The sequence below is a fragment of the Fibrobacter sp. UBA7003 genome, assembly GCA_002449765.1.
Lineage (GTDB): Bacteria > Fibrobacterota > Fibrobacteria > Fibrobacterales > Fibrobacteraceae > Fibrobacter.
On record DJXN01000005.1, the window covers coordinates 13,115 to 28,873 of the forward strand.

General features: G+C 55.9%; 13 protein-coding genes. 8 read left to right on the top strand and 5 right to left on the bottom strand.

Annotated features, from left to right (window positions below; all coding sequences use genetic code 11):
- Positions 1 to 56: 56 nt before the first annotated feature.
- Positions 57 to 2,789, bottom strand: a complete 2,733-nt coding sequence (locus B2952_RS03820) for a fibro-slime domain-containing protein (RefSeq protein WP_290734973.1) — start codon at positions 2,787 to 2,789, stop codon at positions 57 to 59.
- Positions 2,790 to 3,008: 219 nt separating this feature from the next.
- Between B2952_RS03820 and B2952_RS03825 the strand changes: the two genes are divergently transcribed.
- On the top strand, positions 3,009 to 3,623 hold the full coding sequence (locus tag B2952_RS03825) for a hypothetical protein (RefSeq protein WP_290734975.1): 615 nt from the start codon (positions 3,009 to 3,011) through the stop codon (positions 3,621 to 3,623).
- Between the two features lie 76 nt (positions 3,624 to 3,699).
- Here B2952_RS03825 and B2952_RS03830 read toward each other — a convergent pair whose 3' ends face one another.
- On the bottom strand, positions 3,700 to 4,572 hold the full coding sequence (locus B2952_RS03830) for a DUF3078 domain-containing protein (RefSeq protein ID WP_173382391.1): 873 nt from the start codon (positions 4,570 to 4,572) through the stop codon (positions 3,700 to 3,702).
- Positions 4,573 to 4,679: 107 nt separating this feature from the next.
- Here B2952_RS03830 and B2952_RS03835 point away from each other — a divergent pair, with 107 nt between their 5' ends.
- Positions 4,680 to 5,180, top strand: coding sequence for a hypothetical protein (locus B2952_RS03835; protein WP_290732051.1), 501 nt, complete (start codon positions 4,680 to 4,682; stop codon positions 5,178 to 5,180).
- A 57-nt stretch (positions 5,181 to 5,237) separates the two neighbouring features.
- Here the strand turns inward: B2952_RS03835 and B2952_RS03840 are convergent, their stop codons facing one another.
- From B2952_RS03840 to B2952_RS03850, 3 genes are all read right to left on the bottom strand, one after another.
- Entirely contained in the window at positions 5,238 to 6,509 is a 1,272-nt protein-coding gene (locus tag B2952_RS03840) for an argininosuccinate synthase (RefSeq protein WP_290723486.1), read from the bottom strand.
- A 42-nt stretch (positions 6,510 to 6,551) separates the two neighbouring features.
- Positions 6,552 to 7,367, bottom strand: coding sequence for a hypothetical protein (locus B2952_RS03845; protein ID WP_290734977.1), 816 nt, complete (start codon positions 7,365 to 7,367; stop codon positions 6,552 to 6,554).
- Between the two features lie 75 nt (positions 7,368 to 7,442).
- On the bottom strand, positions 7,443 to 8,438 hold the full coding sequence (locus tag B2952_RS03850; protein WP_290732060.1) for a tryptophan--tRNA ligase: 996 nt from the start codon (positions 8,436 to 8,438) through the stop codon (positions 7,443 to 7,445).
- A 70-nt stretch (positions 8,439 to 8,508) separates the two neighbouring features.
- Here B2952_RS03850 and B2952_RS03855 point away from each other — a divergent pair, with 70 nt between their 5' ends.
- From B2952_RS03855 to B2952_RS03880, 6 genes are read left to right on the top strand one after another with little or no spacing between them, the layout of a single operon-like run.
- Complete coding sequence (locus B2952_RS03855; RefSeq protein WP_290734979.1) at positions 8,509 to 9,666, top strand: ribonuclease D; 1,158 nt, start codon at positions 8,509 to 8,511, stop codon at positions 9,664 to 9,666.
- A gap of 3 nt (positions 9,667 to 9,669) precedes the next feature.
- On the top strand, positions 9,670 to 10,260 hold the full coding sequence (locus B2952_RS03860) for a 5-formyltetrahydrofolate cyclo-ligase (RefSeq protein WP_290734981.1): 591 nt from the start codon (positions 9,670 to 9,672) through the stop codon (positions 10,258 to 10,260).
- A 34-nt stretch (positions 10,261 to 10,294) separates the two neighbouring features.
- Positions 10,295 to 11,257 (top strand): TrmH family RNA methyltransferase, encoded by a 963-nt coding sequence (locus B2952_RS03865; RefSeq protein ID WP_173364835.1) that lies wholly within the window; start codon positions 10,295 to 10,297, stop codon positions 11,255 to 11,257.
- A gap of 39 nt (positions 11,258 to 11,296) precedes the next feature.
- Positions 11,297 to 13,042: an AAA family ATPase gene (locus tag B2952_RS03870; protein WP_290734983.1), complete on the top strand. Its 1,746-nt coding sequence runs from the start codon at positions 11,297 to 11,299 to the stop codon at positions 13,040 to 13,042.
- Positions 13,043 to 13,096: 54 nt separating this feature from the next.
- Positions 13,097 to 14,440, top strand: coding sequence for a hypothetical protein (locus B2952_RS03875; RefSeq protein WP_290734985.1), 1,344 nt, complete (start codon positions 13,097 to 13,099; stop codon positions 14,438 to 14,440).
- Between the two features lie 48 nt (positions 14,441 to 14,488).
- Positions 14,489 to 15,673 carry a LysM peptidoglycan-binding domain-containing protein gene (locus tag B2952_RS03880; RefSeq protein WP_173364832.1) on the top strand — a complete coding sequence of 395 codons (1,185 nt, stop codon included), beginning with the start codon at positions 14,489 to 14,491 and terminating at the stop codon, positions 15,671 to 15,673.
- Positions 15,674 to 15,759: the final 86 nt, after the last annotated feature.

Genomic DNA, 15,759 nt, shown 5'->3' on the forward strand with positions numbered 1-15,759 from the left:
CATATATAAAAAAGGCCCGGCTTTTGCCGGGTCCTTTTCAAGCTTGTCCTTCCGAACTAGTTTCCACGGCGGAGGTAGCCGCGAGTCGTCGTGTAGGAGGCGCGCTGGTACGGGGCATCCACGAACTGCGTGGCGCCATTGCCCATGTAGGCGCAGTACTTGTAATGTTCCTTAATGATGGACACCTGGTAGATGTAGGGACCCGTGCCGAGCTTGCGGCCCTGCTGAGAAATCGGATACATCTTGATGGTCACCATCATTTCGGCAACACCGCTCGTCTGGACCGGTTCGCCCTTGTCCGGGAAGCAGTATTGACCCTGCAGACCAGCATTCACAACCGGGTCCGTCACCATCTGGCGGAACACGTTGGGATCCTTCACGCTTTCGGTGTACTGGCTGATGAAGTGGCCAAGGTGGTCAAACACGCGCACGTTCACCTGGAAAGGCTGCGACGTACGGAACGAGATGCTGGAGCAGCTTTCGGTGCCGTTCGCATCCGCATAGCAGCGGCCCATCACCGGAGTCCCGTTATCGCCCTGCACACCGTTGTTGTTTTTGATCTTGGCGTTCGGCCATGTCACAGCAGCACCGGCATGGCCATCAGCACCAACCGGAGCTCCCGTAATGGCGTCCCAGTTGTCCTTGAGCCAGCCGTTCTGGTCTCCGCCATCAATAAAGTCTGTCGGAAGCGGAGTAATCAGCAACTCGGCAGTGGCGTTATTCTTAAGCATTCCGTCATCGGACGCTTCGGCCAAAGCCGTCAACTCATCCACATAGAATTCCGGACGGACAAGCGTCGTATCCTTCATGTCGATAACCGTAGTCGGGTTCACAATCAACTTCGTCGAAGCCCATTCCGTCGGGAAGCTTTCAACCGTCTTGCCCGCCGAAGAAGTGATGTAGACCGGAACCAGCTGACCCAATTCGTTTACCACGAACATCTTTTCGCTCCAAGCGTTATGCGCTTCGCTCAGAGGATCATTGTTCGGATAGTTGAACGCAATCATATCGCCACCCTGAAGGGACTTTTCTACGTTATTCTTGTCCTTCACTTTGCCCTTGATATCGTAGACAACACCTTCGGCACCCTTGTCCATGACAAATTCCACGCTGGTCACATACATGCCAAGCGTATCATAAGCGGCACAGGCACCGGCGGCAGCATCGTAGTTGGTGCAGTGCGCCACGACGAGGGTCGGAATCTGTTCCGAGTTGCCGCCTGCAATCATCATGGCAATCGTCTCGTCAGAAAGCGGCGTATTCAAAATAAGGCTTGTCGTCGCCACACCGTCGGTCACGGTAACAGCGGCATCCTTGACTGTCGGCTGACCATACTTGGTCGGAGCAAGTTCAGCAAGGGAAGTCTTCATGTACATGTTGGAACCGTCGGACTGGCGGTCCGCATAGAAGAAGTGCAGGTGATGCCAGGTGTTGTCTGCCCAATGGACAGAGCCATCGCCCTTCGGCTGGCAGTTTTCACCCGTTCCCGTCTTGTTCGCAAGAGGAGGTGCCCCCAGAACGGCAAGGGCAGGGTCCGTCACGCAGCCATGACCATTCGCAGCAAGCGTCTCGATATCGACACGGCCCGGAGCGGCAAGGTGTGTACCGCCAAGGTCCACGGCAAGCACGCCGTCCACGAAAATCCACATATCGTCGTCACCCGTGAACTCGAAGATTTCGTGGTTCGGGGACTGGTTCTTGGAATGATACTTGAACTTGGCGTAACCCATCATCGTAAAGCCGTAGTTGCGGAGGTGTTGCTTACCGAGCGTACCCGCACCGTCAGCAGCAGCCTGGGCGGCCGTCGGAGTACGGGGGCCACCGTTAGTAAGCCAGGAATTGCAGAGGGCATTGGTCTTCGAGCCCATCATGTCCGTCTGGTCACCCGCATACTGGTAATCATACGGCGGGCAGAAGATGGAGAGCGTCTGCGGACCCCACTGGTCACACTGGTCCGTCGAGCAGCCGCCGTTCGCCTTGGTCGCCATATCAATACGCATCTGCGTGTTCGTATCAACGATATCGAGCGGGAAGTATCCGCCGTTACTGTAGTTATAGTCAATGGAATAGACACCCGTAGATACAGACGGGAGGACCAGAACCGTGTTGCTACGCTTGCTCCAGCCGTTTCCGTCGGCATACCACTGGTCGAAGAACTGGTTGTCGCACAACGGAGCCCCGGTTCCCAGGATTTTCACGCCGTCAAGCATGTCGAGTTCTCCCGTAGCGGGATCGGGGATAAACTGCAGGTAGGACTGGACCATGCCGGGAGTATAATACACCGTATTAGCCCAGAAGTTTCCGGACGCACATTTAGCTCCACTAATTGCACCCGCCTGGTAAGCTTCATAACCACGACGGGTCCATCCCCTGGCCGTCTTGTCGTTACATTCGCCGTACTTGAGTTCCTGGGCCGTCGTAACCCCCTGCAGGTACGTTGGCAAATACGGGTTCAAAACATTAGGCTTGCCATCCTGTCCAATCCATGCACCGGCCTTGGAACGGCCGTTACCGCAAGAATTGTGATAAGGAGCGAGTCCATACCACGCCTGGTCGTAACCGGGATAGTTCTTGGCCAAAATCTTATTGCCGCATTGGCCACCACAGTAGTTTCCGTCACCCGTGCTGATGTATTCTTCGGAAAAGTTCTCGAAGTCCGGATGATTCACGGGGAAATCGCGAACGATGATATCCAGGTTCGCCGCGCCAGCGACATCGGCGTGAACCGGAGTTAATCCAAACAATCCGACAAAAGCGACGGAGAGTCCTGCTACCAATTTTGTCTTCATATAATCCAATCTCCACCTACTCAACATAGGTTCTATTCGTATATATACATACTAAATATAAACCAAAATCGACGATTTATTCTCTTTTTTTTTCAAAAAGCACCGCAAAAAAGCTGTTTTACGGTTTTGCGTGACAAAAAACATGAAGTTTGGACCTCCAGTCGGGGTCCAAACTTCCCTTTTCGTCAAATTTGTGTGACCCAGTTCTATATTTGGGACATGAACTGGTCCATTATTTTCGCCATCGCCATCGCGCTCATCCTGCTAAGGGTCCTCTACCTGCGCATCAAGGCCAACAGCCTGGAATCGGATTCCTTCAAGAACATGCTCCCCAAAGACAAGCTCGCCGTGCTCAAGGAATGCCTGCTCAACAACCCCACGCGCACCACCCTCGCAAACCTCGACACCTTCCTCAAGGAACAGGGAATCGAGACGGACACCGAAAGCTACCGTCCCTACATGGAGCGCCAGTTGCAGCTGTTGCGCAAGAAAAACGCCATCGCCGAAGACAACGAGCTATACGCCGAAGAAACCGCCTGGGTCGACAGGATCCGCCCCCTGGAGTTCACCGAAGCCGAGAAGGCTTTTGCCGAAGGAAACGAGGACTCGTTCGTCGACCACACGCTCGAAGGCATCTCGCGCCTCTATTCCGACGATGCCATCCTTGACGAACTTTCGAAGCTCGAACCACGCTATGCCAAGGCAACTTCCCTTATCGACGGCTACAAGAAACTCATCGCGCTCCGAGACGAAAGCGGCGCCGACGACAAGTCGCTCGAAGCGCTGCGCAAGCACCGCGATGCCTGGATGAACGATTTGCTCACCCGCGCCTAGCAGTTAAAAAAATTAGTTTGTACAAAAAAATTCCCCGGCTAGGCCGGGGATAAAATTTTTTCCGTTCGCGAGTCGATTAGAACCAGCGCCAGGTGAGGCCGAAGAGTACCATCGTCTTGTACTGGGCGTCGCGGTCCAAGTCCTTGTCGTAGGCCATATCGTAGCCGACCTGGAGTTCCACGTAAGGAACGAGCGTCACGGCGAGGAGGTTTTCCCACTTGCCGTCGATTTCGTCAATGCCCTTGAAGTTCACGAAAGCCCACAGACGGCTCTTGAAGCTAGCAATGTTGGAGAACGCATACTTGAATTCCGTGATGGATTCAAGGCCCGGTTCATCCTTGAACTTTTCGAACTTTTCCGTATCCTTGTCATCGGCAAAGCCATAGCCGTTGGAAATCGTCATGCGGTTAGCAAAACCGAGACGCTGGCTGAACATGTCGTTCGGGATGAAGGCCACACCGGCGACCTGCGTTTCATATGCAGGATCCATGAAGCTAGATACGGCCTTCTTCACTTCGTTGCCCTCGTCGTCCGTGCTGTAAGTATAGCCGGCGAGGAACTGGGTCTCGAAGCGGTTACCCGCGTAAAGCTTGAACTTCTCGGTGATGTTGAAGTCGACCATGGATTCCCAGAAGATCTTGTCAGCGGACTTGCGCTGACCAAGGCCATCTGTCCAGGTCTTGCCCACGGCGAGGTTCACGAGGTTGCGCCAGTTGGCCACCTTCCACTTGCCCGTCACGTCGGCATCGAAGGACACAAGCCAGGTGTAGTTGGAAGTTCCATCCTGCTGCCAGTTGGAGAAGTTGTAGTAGTTCCACTTGACAGCGGCGACCACATCGGCAGTCCAGTTCTCGGGAAGCGAGCCCTCGAACATGCCGCCTTCCGCCATGGCGGGAGCAGCAAATGTGCAAGCGGTAGCGCATGCCAAAAGAAGCGATTTTATTTTCATGTTGTTTTCCTCGTTTTGGCCCGGGCGTAACCCACAGGGCCGGATGTTCGTTTTAAAGATAGCACTTTTTTCGGCAAAATGGGCAGGCGTTTTCTATTATTGCACACATGACCCGCGTAGCCGCGACACTGATCCTGCTCCTGAGCATGCTCGCACATGCCCAAAACGCCTCTCCCTGGAGGTTCGAAGCCGGCGTATCGGCAGGGCAGCCAACCCCGGTCATGATAGAAGCGGGAATCGGCTACAAGGCGCTGACCCTGCACCTAGAAGGGCTCGGCATCCACAAGGGCGAAAACGACTTCTGGTGCGGATTCCGCGGCGGGTTCGACTGGACTTTCTTCCGCGAACTCCCGTTTAGAGTAGACCTGGGCGTCGGTGGCGGCTACGAATTCGCAGAAGCCCCCAACAAGATGCACCAGGCATTGAACAAGGCGAACGGGGCCATGTACCTCTACCCCTACAACTACAAGGAATCCCTGGACGTTTCCGCCGAAATACGGATCCACCTCTTCGGGTTCTTCACCCAGATCGCCTACCCCATCTACTACTTCATGAAGCACGACGAGCCCGCAATCCTCTGGCGGGCCGGGTACCTGGCAGAATTCTAATGCAAAAATCCCCCGGTTTTGAACCGAGGGATTTTTCATGCGGACAGGGCTGCCGAATTACTTCTTCGGGAGCTTGACTTCCTTGCCGAAGTCCACGTTCGTCTTGTTGCCGAGCAACAGGGCGCGCGTCTTGAGCGGAAGGCCGAAGCAGCGGATGAAGCCCGTCGCGTCCTTCTGGTCGTACATGTCGACGTCGGTGAATCCACCGAGGCCCATATCGTAGAGGCTGTAGGGGCTCTTGATGCCGGCCGGGATGATGTTGCCCTTGTAGAGCTTGAGGGTCACGTCACCGGTAACAACCTTGTTCACTTCGGTGAAGAAGGCGTCCATAGCCTGGCGGAGCGGAGTGAACCACTGGCCATTGTACACGAGGTTCGCGTACGTCATGGACATCTTCTGGGCTTCGAACAAAGTTTCCTTGTCGAGCACGAGCTGCTGCAGGCATTCGTGAGCCTTGTACAGGAGCGTGCCACCCGGAGTTTCGTACACGCCGCGGCTCTTGAGGCCAACGAGGCGGTTTTCGACGATGTCCAAGAGACCGCAAGCGTTCTTGCCGCCAATCTTGTTCAGGTATTCGAGGAGTTCGACAGCGCCCATCTTCTTGCCGTCGATAGCCACCGGATTACCCTTATCGAAGGTAATCGTCACGTGGTCGGCCTTGTTCGGGGCCTTTTCGTACGTGGCGGTGTGCTTGAGGAATTCGTACTTGTGTTCCTGTTCCGGGAATTCCAGAACGCCACCTTCGTGAGAGAGGTGCCACAGGTTGCCGTCTTCGGAGTAAATCTTCTTCTTGCTGATGCCGTTCAGCGGAATCTTGTGTGCGGCAGCGTAGTCGATAGCGTCTTCGCGGCTGTGGAACGTCCACTTCGGGTCCTTCCACGGAGCGATGATCTGGAGCTTCGGGTTGAGAGCGGCGTAGGTCAGTTCGAAACGGACCTGGTCGTTACCCTTACCGGTAGCGCCGTGAGCAACAGCGTAAGCGCCTTCCTTCTCGGCAATCTTCACCTGGTACTTGGCGATGAGCGGACGGGCGAAAGAGGTACCAAGGAGGTACGTGCCTTCGTACTTTGCACCGGCGCGAACGGTCGGCCAAACGTAGTCTTCAAGGAATTCCTTCTTGAGGTCGAGAACGTAGCACTTGCTAGCGCCGGTCTTGAGGGCCTTGTCTTCGAGGGCCTTAGCGTCCGGGAAGTCGTTCTGACCGAGGTCGGCAGCGAAAGCGATCACTTCGCAGTCGTAGTTTTCCTTGAGCCAGGGGATGATGATACTCGTATCGAGTCCACCGCTATAGGCGAGGACCACTTTTTTCTTGGATTCTTTCTTAGCCATTGTTTTTCCTTTGAGAAAATTTTAGACGAATCAAATATAGAATTAAAAACCGATCATGGCACCCAGGTAGGCAGACATCGCCCACGAATCCACGGACCTGTTGAAGAAGCGCTGGAAACCCATTTCGAACGAGACCCACATCGTCGACAGCCGCTTCTTCGCCCACGACCAAACCTCCTGCATGTCGAACGCCACGCCCGGAGCTAGCGTCAGGAGCTGGGCCCCGCCAAAATTGTATTCGTAAAGGATGCTTCCCGTCGCTCCAAAATACGTAAGGAACGCGACTCCCGCCCCGGCTTCGACTCCAATAGAGAATCCATCCAACGAGAACATCTTTTCGCAGTCCTCTATTTCCTGTTTTTCGTTTTTCGTCCCCCCCGGTATCGGAAGCCACCATTCATCGTCTCGCTGGTGCCATTCTTCGCGGATGTCCTCAAGGTCCGTATTTTCCAGTTCCACAATCGGGCCTACGAACCAATCCCAAAAGCCCTGCGGGAAATGGAACCGCGTATTGACCCGGTACCTCTGGTAGCGAAGCATCACGTCCGTATCAAGGTCTCCCCCGAAAAACCGCACGTCCCCCCCCGCACTAATCCAGTCGCTATAGAAGTATTCAAACTGGCCCTGCCAAACGCCGAGGCAATCGCATTCCTTGGTCGGATTGAAGATTCCTGCCGCAAGCCCCACCAAAAGTCCATAACCCGTATAGGCAGACTGACGCGGGAGCGGGACACTCTTCTTGGCAGTTCGTTCCGTAGAATCCGCGACAGAGGGTTCTATAGCCAACGAGTCCTTCACCGCAGGTTCAGCGGCCAGGGACGCAAAGGCCAAAAGGAATGTCAAGACAAGGACTCGCATTACCCATAATCTATAAAAACCCAGTAGCCGATGCAACTGGGTCAAATGGGATTCTGGCAATCTTGTTTATCTTGATTAGTATGTGCCCAACAGGGAACGCACCTTCTCCATCATCGCCTTCGACTTCACGCGGGCCTTCTCCTTGCCGTATGCGAGAATCTTGTCTATTTCTTCGGTGTGGTTAAGCAGGTAGAAGTACTTTTCGCGGGCAGCACCCAAGTGTTCTTCGAGAACGTTCTGGAGTTCCTGCTTCGCGTGTCCCCAGCCCATGCCACCGGCGCGGTAGCGGGCGGCGAGCGCCTCGGTCTGTTCCGGCGTGGCGAAGAGTTTGTACAACTTAAACACGTTGCAGGTATCCGGATCCTTGGGTTCTTCGATACCCTGAGAGTTCGTGACAATCTTGCCGATTTTCTTCTTCAAGGCCTTGCTTTCAAGGAAGATGTCGATGACGTTGTCGTAAGACTTGCTCATCTTGCGACCGTCGAGACCCGGGATAATACCGGTCGTTTCCTGGAACACGGGTTCGGGAATGGTGAAAACGTCCTGCCCAAAATGTTTGTTGAACTTGATGGCGATATCGCGGGCAAATTCCACGTGCTGTTTCTGGTCCTTGCCCACGGGCACGATGTCGGCGCTGAACATCAAAATGTCGGCGTCCATGAGGCACGGGTAGCAATAGAGGCCCATGTTCACGTTCGCATCAGGATCTTCACCGGCGGCGTTGTTCGCCTCGACCTTCGCCTTGTAGGCGTGGGCACGGTTCATGAAACCCTTCGGCGTAAAGCAGCTGAGCGCCCAGCTGAGTTCAAAAATTTCAGGAATGTCACTCTGCTTGTAGAACAGGCCTTCTTCCGGGTTCAGGCCAAGGGCAAGCCAGGTCGCCGCAATCTTGTAGATATTCGCACGCATTTCGGCACCGTTCTGCACGGTAGTGAGAGCGTGGTAGTCCGCAATGAAGTAGACCGTATCGTAGGTCTTCGAAAGTTCAAGAGCGGGGCGGATTGCACCGAGATAGTTACCCAGGTGAGGTGTGCCGGTGGGCTTGATGCCCGTAAGGGATATCTTTTTCATGGGCGCAAATATAGCAAGATTTACGGGGCGGTCTAAAACGGCAAGCGTTATTTATTTAAATTTAAAGAAAATGATGCAGAACGAAAAATACATCCTGGTCGACAGCGAAGAAGGCCTCGCGAACCTTATCGCGGACCTCGAACTCTACGATATGGCTGCCGTGGATACCGAGGCCGATTCCATGCACCATTATCTTGCAAGGCTCTGCCTCATCCAGATTACGATTGGCGAACACCACTATATCGTCGACCCGCTCTGTGCCGTCGATATTTCACCGATTTTTTCGACACGGGCCATGCAAACGGTCATCTTCCACGGGGCCGACTACGACCTGCGGCTCCTGTGGCAGACCTACAAGTTTTCACCCAAAAGCATTTTCGATACCATGCTTGCGGCCAAGTTCCTGGGCGAAGAACACCTGGGGCTTGCAGACCTCGTCCGGAAATTTTTCGGTGACGAACTCAAAAAGGAAAACCAGCGCGCCGACTGGACCATTCGCCCACTCCCGCTCGAAATGTGCGAATACGCCATCCACGACACCTTCTACCTGCACGAACTGTGCGCCATCCTTTCCGAAAAGCTCATCGCCGCAGGGCGCTACGGCTGGCTCATGGAACAGGGACGCGTTCTCATCGAGCACGCGAAGAACCCGGGAGAAAAGACGAACGACCCCTGGCGCATTTCCGGTTCCAACATTTTTCCACCCTGCGGGCTCAACATTCTCAAGTTTCTTTGGGAATGGCGCGAAAAGCAAGCCGAAGCCATGGACCGCCCACCCTACAAGGTGATGCCCGCCGAACTCATGCTCGCCATAGTGCGCGCGGCCCAAGCGCATTTCCCGAACGTGAAGGTAGAACAGCTTCCAAAGCTTCCGCGAAACTTCAGGGACGAGCGTCTCGATTCCTTCAAGGAAATGCTGCAACAGGCCGTTTCCACCCCCGAAAGCGAATGGCCCGAACGCAAGCCCAAGGCTCCGCCTCCACCAGTAATCCCCCACTCGGAACTCCTAGCCGCCCTCAAGATATGGCGCGACGAGGAAGCCGAAATCCTACACCTCGACCCCTCGCTCCTGGCAAACAAAGGGCAGCTCATCTGGCTTGCCGCGCCCGGCAACATGGCCTGGGAAGAACGGTATAGCGAAGCCCACCTCATGTCGTGGCAAAAGGACCTCTGGAACGGGATTCTCCGGAAGAAACTCCCGACAGCAAAACGCATAGGCGAGGATTAGGCCATGTCCCTTCTACCGGCAATCGCACTCGCCATCCTCGTGATGCTCGTATTCGGCAGTAGCCCCATCGTCGACCTCGTCCTCAAGAAACGGCGCGAAAAGAACGGCGACGACGTCATCAAGGAACCCTGGGTGCAGATTCACGAGATTCCGGGCTACAGGGACTCGCACCACATTGCCGCGTTCTACCCGCTCAAGGGAGAGCCCAACCTCTTGCCCATTATCGAGGAACTCGCACGCGAAGGCAGGCTCCTGCTCCCGCGCTGCGAAGGCGAGGGCATCATGAATTTCTACAAGGTCGCGAACCTGAAAAAGGATCTCGTTCCCGGGCACTTCGGCATCATGGAACCGCGGGAAGGTCTCGAAAAGTTCGAAGGCGAAATCCGCGTCTTCCTCGTACCGGGAGTAAAGTTCAACTGGAACGGCAACCGCATCGGCCACGGCAAGGGCTACTACGACCGTTTCCTCGCAAAATACCCGGGCGCCTACAAGGCGGGAATCGCGACCCCGGCACAGATTTCCAAGGAACCGCTGGAACAAAAGGCGACCGACATCAAGATGGATACCGTCATCGCCTGCAAGCCAAGGTACTAGACAATACTCAATAGTTTTTCAACGGAGCAACAGAATGCAATTTGACAATGACGACAATCGTCGCGGTCCCGGCAGCGACCGCAAACCCGGTTTCGGACGCCGCTTCGACAACCGCAAGTTCGGCAACCGCGATTTTGAAAGCCGCAGTTTCGGCAGCCGCGATTTCAAAGGCAATGATTTCAGGAGCCGTGACTTCGACCGCAGGCCCCGTCCCGAAAACATCGTCACCGCCATGGGGGACGCCGAATCGCAGCCGCAGGTCGCCGTCGGCGGGATCAGGGAAGTCTCCGAGCTTCTCGCCAAGGAGCCCTTGCGCATTCACCGCATCCTCTTCATGCACCAGTCCGGGAACCCCAAGCTCTACGAACTCCAGAAGGCCGCAAAACGCGCTCACGTCCACGTGCAGCAGGTAGACTCGAAAATTCTCGACAGCTACGCAAGGCCGAACCAGGGCGTCGTCGCGCTCATGAACGAAAAGGAACTGCTGAACTGGATGGATGTCCGCGAGGAATTTTTCAATGCGGTAGACAAGGGCGAAAAGAAACTCATCGCCGTCGCGACCAACATCGAAGACCCGCGAAACCTCGGCGCCTGCATCCGTAGCTGCCTCGCCCTGGGAGTCGACCTTTTCATGATTCCGGCAAAAGGCATGTGCGGAATCACCCCGAGTGTCGCGAGGGCATCGGCGGGAGCACTCGACAAAATGCGCGTCTGCCGCCCCGACAACCTGGAAGGCGCCATCGAAGAACTGAAAATGGCCGGCTATCAGATTCTCGGTCTCGACGCCGACACCGAAACAAACCTCGCCGGGTTCGAATTCAAGGACCAGGCGGTCATCGCCGTAGGCGGTGAAGACGTCGGACTTCCGCCTTTCATCAAGAAGAAATGCGACGCCGTCCTCCGCATCCCGATGATGCCCGAAGCCCACTCCTACAACGCATCCGTAGCTCTCTCCCTCGGACTCTACGAATGTGCGAGACTCCGCATCAAGGCCTAAATAAATTTATCTTGGAATAAAAACGGAAGAGAGGTCCGTATGGAAAGCGCAAGAAAAGTCATCAACCAGTTCCTCAAGACAAAATACAGTCCCGCCGAACTGAAAAGCGAACTCTTCAAGGTTGGCGAAGCCGCCAAGGAAGAAGGCTGGACCTTCATGGACGCAAGCTTCCAGCTCGGAGGCAAGGCCCGTGACGACGGCATGGAACCCGACGAGGTTGAGCAGATCCTCCGCAGGGCATTCTCTACCGAAAAGCGCTCCACCGACCGTAGCGAGGAAAAGGCCGCCGCTGCGGCTGCTGCTCCCGCAGCACCGGGCGAAGCCCCGGCGACAACAGTCGCCCCGCAGCGCGCAACAATCATATCGCCAATGCCTGCCGGCATGATCTCGATGGAGCAGATGCTTGCGCTCGGCCTCGACACGCAGTCCATGGAACTGCTGCAGAACTTCAAGATCGACCCCGAGGCTCTTTCCATCCCCTGGCCCGCCGCCGACTGGCGCAAGGACCTCGCGAAGCTCCTCGAAGTCACCTTCGAAAACGACGAGACCATCGACTTCAAGATTTCCGACACGCCGACCGCCACTTCCGAACTCGTCTCGAACATCGTTGACCGCGACGACACTATCAAGAAAATCATGAAGAGCCTGGACAGCCAGGAAGGCGCGCTCATCTGCGTGAACGCGACCAAGGGCGGGGCCGACGCAAGCGACGAAAGCTGGCGCTACCGCTACGCCGTCGTCGACAACCCGAAGATGTCCCTTGCAAAGCAGCTCGCCTACTACAAGGCATTGAACCTCCCCTGCGCCGCCCTCGTGAACACGGGTGCGAACTCCGTACAGGCCTGGATCAAGATTGGCGCGAACGACCGCGAAGAATACGACGAGCGCATCGAGTTCCTTTTCAAGACGCTCGACTCCCAAGGCTTCAAGGTAGATTCCGCGAACAAGAGCCCCACCATGATGGCCCGCATGCCGGGCGTGCTGCGCGGTGGCAAGCAGCAGTATCTCATCGGCCTCGAACAGGGGGCGAAAAACTTCAAGGAATGGCAGGAATGGGTCGAGTACTCCCTCGACGGAAAACCTCTCATCGAACTTGCGAGCGACAGCGAAGAGGCGCCCAAGAAAGATGCGAGCATCATCGAGAACATGCTGCGCGCAGGCGAATTCTTCCTCTTCCAGGCACCGCCCAAGAGCGGGAAGTCGCTTGCCCTGATGGACATGGGGCTTTCAATTTGTTACGGAGAAGACTGGTTCGGAAGTTCCACTTCTTCGAACGACGTGCTCTTTATCAACTTCGAGCTCACCAAGTCCGTATTCCTGAACCGCCTCCACATGCTCGGCAACAAGCGCGGGCTCAGCGCCAACACGCCCAAGTTCGGCTTCCTCAACCTCCGCGGCGTAGCGCTTTCACCCATCGAGACGGCCCAGCTTATCGCGAAGCGCATTCAGGGAGCAAAGAAACTCGAGAACCACGACTACCGCGTCGTCGTCATCGACCCCATATCGGCAGTCCTCCACAATCCGAAATCCATGAGGCTGACCGGGTCTCCGCACCAGATTCTCATGCAGATGGTCGACACGATTATCGCCCTTACCGGATGTGCCGTGGTCACCGCCTGCAACAACGGAGAATACCCCTACCTGGAATCCCGCGCCGACAGCGTCATCTCGCTCACGCCGGTCGAAGGCGGCCTCAACCTGTTCCAGATTAACGGTTCGTTCCGCGAGTTCCCGAAGATGCTCGCACGCGAATGTTCCTGGATCTATCCGCGATTCCTCGTGTAGCATACAACAATTCCGAATAATTCGAAGATTCTAAAGCATCAAGAGCCCTAACCGATGTTCGAAAAAAACGAAAGAAAATTTTCCACAGGACGCGCCCCGAAAAAGCTTGTAGCAGGCAAGTTCCATACAGGTTCTTCCAAGCAGTCCCGTACAAAGGAACAGCCCGTAGCACAGGCAAGGCCTATCCGCCGTGCGCTGACACTCGACGAGAAGAAGCAACAGCTTACGGCTTGGGCCGAGAACGAAAAAATCCCCGGCAAGATTCAGGCCTGGTTCACCAAGGATGCGCAAAGCGACCATTCGGACTGGAGGATCCTGAACAAGCTTGTGGACGGGCACGAATCCATTTCTCTGGAGTCTCCCGCGAAGGACATGCCCGCACCCGAGTGTGTCCAGAAAATTCTGGAGCAGCTCCACAAGGAACACCTTCGCCCCTTCAAGAGAGCCCTCCGTCAAATCTGGTTCCGGGCGACCGGGGACGGCCGTTTCGCCATGCTGATCCAGGCCAACCTCCACGGCAGCACCACCGCCCACGCGAGCAAGACCTTCCTCGAGTTCGTCGAAAGATTCCATCCCGAAATCATCAGCTGCCACCAGCTCCGCTGCACACCGAATTACCTATTCGACCCGACCAAGCCGCTCAACATGCGCGTCGAGGCGAAGGCCGTCTTCGGAAGCGACTTCATGCCCCTTTCCAGCACGGGACTTTCAATGCACGTCCTCGACTGGGCCCCGAAAATCAAGGATGCCTGGCTGGAATTCCCGCAGAGAATCCGCGACGCCATCCACCCCGCTCCCGGAGACAAGTTCTTCGAGTTCTTCAGCGGTTCCAGTTTCGTTTCGGCAAGCCTCTCTAACGATTTCGAACGCATCGACGCCCTTGACTGTCGCGAAACAGCCATGCTTTCTACAAAGCACAACGCGCGCACCCTCCTCGAAGACAACCTGAGATTCCACAGGGCGCACCTGGAACCGGCTTTCCTAGAAAAATTCTTCTCCAAGGACGAGAACGAAGGCCGCTGGACGTTCTACCTGAATACCGGGAGCGACACGACCTTCAACGCCGAGCTCGCCCAGGCCATCGCCTCGTCCCGCCCCGAACGAATCCTCCTGCAGACATCCGACCTCGAAAACGCGGCGAAAGAAATCAAGCGGTTCCGTGACAAGGGCTACATGCTGCGCAAGACAATTCCCCTGGATCTCGAACCCGGGACCGCCGGATTCGAGCTCCTGATGCTGTTCGTCCCCGACCGGGCAGGCCTTTTGGGCGGTTTCGGGGCCAAAAAGGCCGGAAAACGCCCCGTCCAGCGCCCCGTCGAACGCGTTACGCCCCAAAATAGGGGCGATATTCCCCATTTTGTCCAAAAAAGTTCTCCCCGCAGGCAAAGAAAAGATTAAATTATTATTAGTTAACTCGTTTTCATTCAAAGGGTTACAAGGTTCTATATGAATTTTTTCAAGTGTGCGACAATCTCCCTCGGCCTTTCGGCCCTGATCGCCTCCGCCTACGTTGTAAAGGAGGGCGACACCCTTTGGGACCTGAGCGACGAATACCTACACGACCCGTTCGCCTGGCCCGACCTCTGGGAAAACAACCGCCACATCCAGGACCCGCACTGGATCTACCCCGGTGACTCCATCTACCTGGGAGACAGCATCCGCGAAGAAGGCGTCATGCAGATTCCTTCCGACAAGAAGAAGTATCCCTGCAGCGCGGCACTTCCCGATTCCGCCCTCCCCAAGGGCAAGGGCTATTCTGTCGAGAGCGCCGGTTGCGACGAAAAGGACGAACGCACCGGCGAATTCGAGAACATGCTCGGGAACCTCCGCGACAAGGACAAGAAGCAGAAAAAGAAAAAGCAGGAAGCCGACACCTATTTCTACAAGCAGCGTTCGGCTCCCAAGATTTTCAACGGCTACTACCAGATACTCGCCCCCGAAGTCTACACCATCGACTCCCTGAGGAACGACAGCAGCTTCTTCTCCATCCGCTCCGGCGAAAAGAAGGAACCCATCCTCCACATTCCCGAGATGGAAGTCGTTGTCGGCATCGGCAAGAAGAACATGCCGGGCCTCAAGAAGGGTGACCTCGTCGAAATTCTCGAAGCAAAGCCCATCGAAGTAGCAAGCAAGCAGTCGCACAGCTTCGACAAGTTCGCACTGCTCCGGCTTTCGGGCATCGCAAAGATTACCGCCATCGGCGACACCCTTTCGCGCGCCATGATCATGCAGAGCTTCCGCGAGATCAAGATCAACATTTCCAAGGCCCGCCTCAAGAAGCCGCTCAACACCATCAACGTCAGCGGCTACTCCGACGAAAAGCAGGTCACCATCGATTCCATGGCCCAGATCCGCTATGCGATGGACCCGATGCTCATCATCGGCAGCTACTCCTACGTGCTCATCGACAAGGGCATCGAACAGGGCTACAACACCGGCGATGCCGTGGCCATCTGGGAAGAAGACAACTCCGACGACTCCATTCCGCCGCGTCTGCTCGGACGCGGGCTCATCGCCAGGGCCGCACCGAACGAAGCCGCCGTCCTCATCCGCGAGGTCTATTCCAACAATCGTCGCATCGAGATGGGGCACAGGGTTTCCATCACCCATAGGGCAAACATAGTCAAGTGACAAAGGCGCTATTCATCACGGCCGCTCTGGCCCTCACCTTGATGATGCTGCTCATGGCGAGCAGCGTGCTCGTCCTGCTGTGTCCG

What these genes read in the sequence shown, in the direction of transcription:
- B2952_RS03860 (WP_290734981.1), top strand. Translation starts at nt 9,670, where the DNA reads ATGTCCCTTCTACCGGCAATCGCACTCGCCATCCTCGTGATGCTCGTA.
- B2952_RS03845 (WP_290734977.1), bottom strand. Translation starts at nt 7,367, where the DNA reads ATGCGAGTCCTTGTCTTGACATTCCTTTTGGCCTTTGCGTCCCTGGCC.
- B2952_RS03835 (WP_290732051.1), top strand. Translation starts at nt 4,680, where the DNA reads ATGACCCGCGTAGCCGCGACACTGATCCTGCTCCTGAGCATGCTCGCA.
- B2952_RS03855 (WP_290734979.1), top strand. Translation starts at nt 8,509, where the DNA reads ATGATGCAGAACGAAAAATACATCCTGGTCGACAGCGAAGAAGGCCTC.
- B2952_RS03840 (WP_290723486.1), bottom strand. Translation starts at nt 6,509, where the DNA reads ATGGCTAAGAAAGAATCCAAGAAAAAAGTGGTCCTCGCCTATAGCGGT.
- B2952_RS03830 (WP_173382391.1), bottom strand. Translation starts at nt 4,572, where the DNA reads ATGAAAATAAAATCGCTTCTTTTGGCATGCGCTACCGCTTGCACATTT.
- B2952_RS03875 (WP_290734985.1), top strand. Translation starts at nt 13,097, where the DNA reads ATGTTCGAAAAAAACGAAAGAAAATTTTCCACAGGACGCGCCCCGAAA.
- B2952_RS03825 (WP_290734975.1), top strand. Translation starts at nt 3,009, where the DNA reads ATGAACTGGTCCATTATTTTCGCCATCGCCATCGCGCTCATCCTGCTA.
- B2952_RS03850 (WP_290732060.1), bottom strand. Translation starts at nt 8,438, where the DNA reads ATGAAAAAGATATCCCTTACGGGCATCAAGCCCACCGGCACACCTCAC.
- B2952_RS03870 (WP_290734983.1), top strand. Translation starts at nt 11,297, where the DNA reads ATGGAAAGCGCAAGAAAAGTCATCAACCAGTTCCTCAAGACAAAATAC.
- B2952_RS03880 (WP_173364832.1), top strand. Translation starts at nt 14,489, where the DNA reads ATGAATTTTTTCAAGTGTGCGACAATCTCCCTCGGCCTTTCGGCCCTG.
- B2952_RS03820 (WP_290734973.1), bottom strand. Translation starts at nt 2,789, where the DNA reads ATGAAGACAAAATTGGTAGCAGGACTCTCCGTCGCTTTTGTCGGATTG.
- B2952_RS03865 (WP_173364835.1), top strand. Translation starts at nt 10,295, where the DNA reads ATGCAATTTGACAATGACGACAATCGTCGCGGTCCCGGCAGCGACCGC.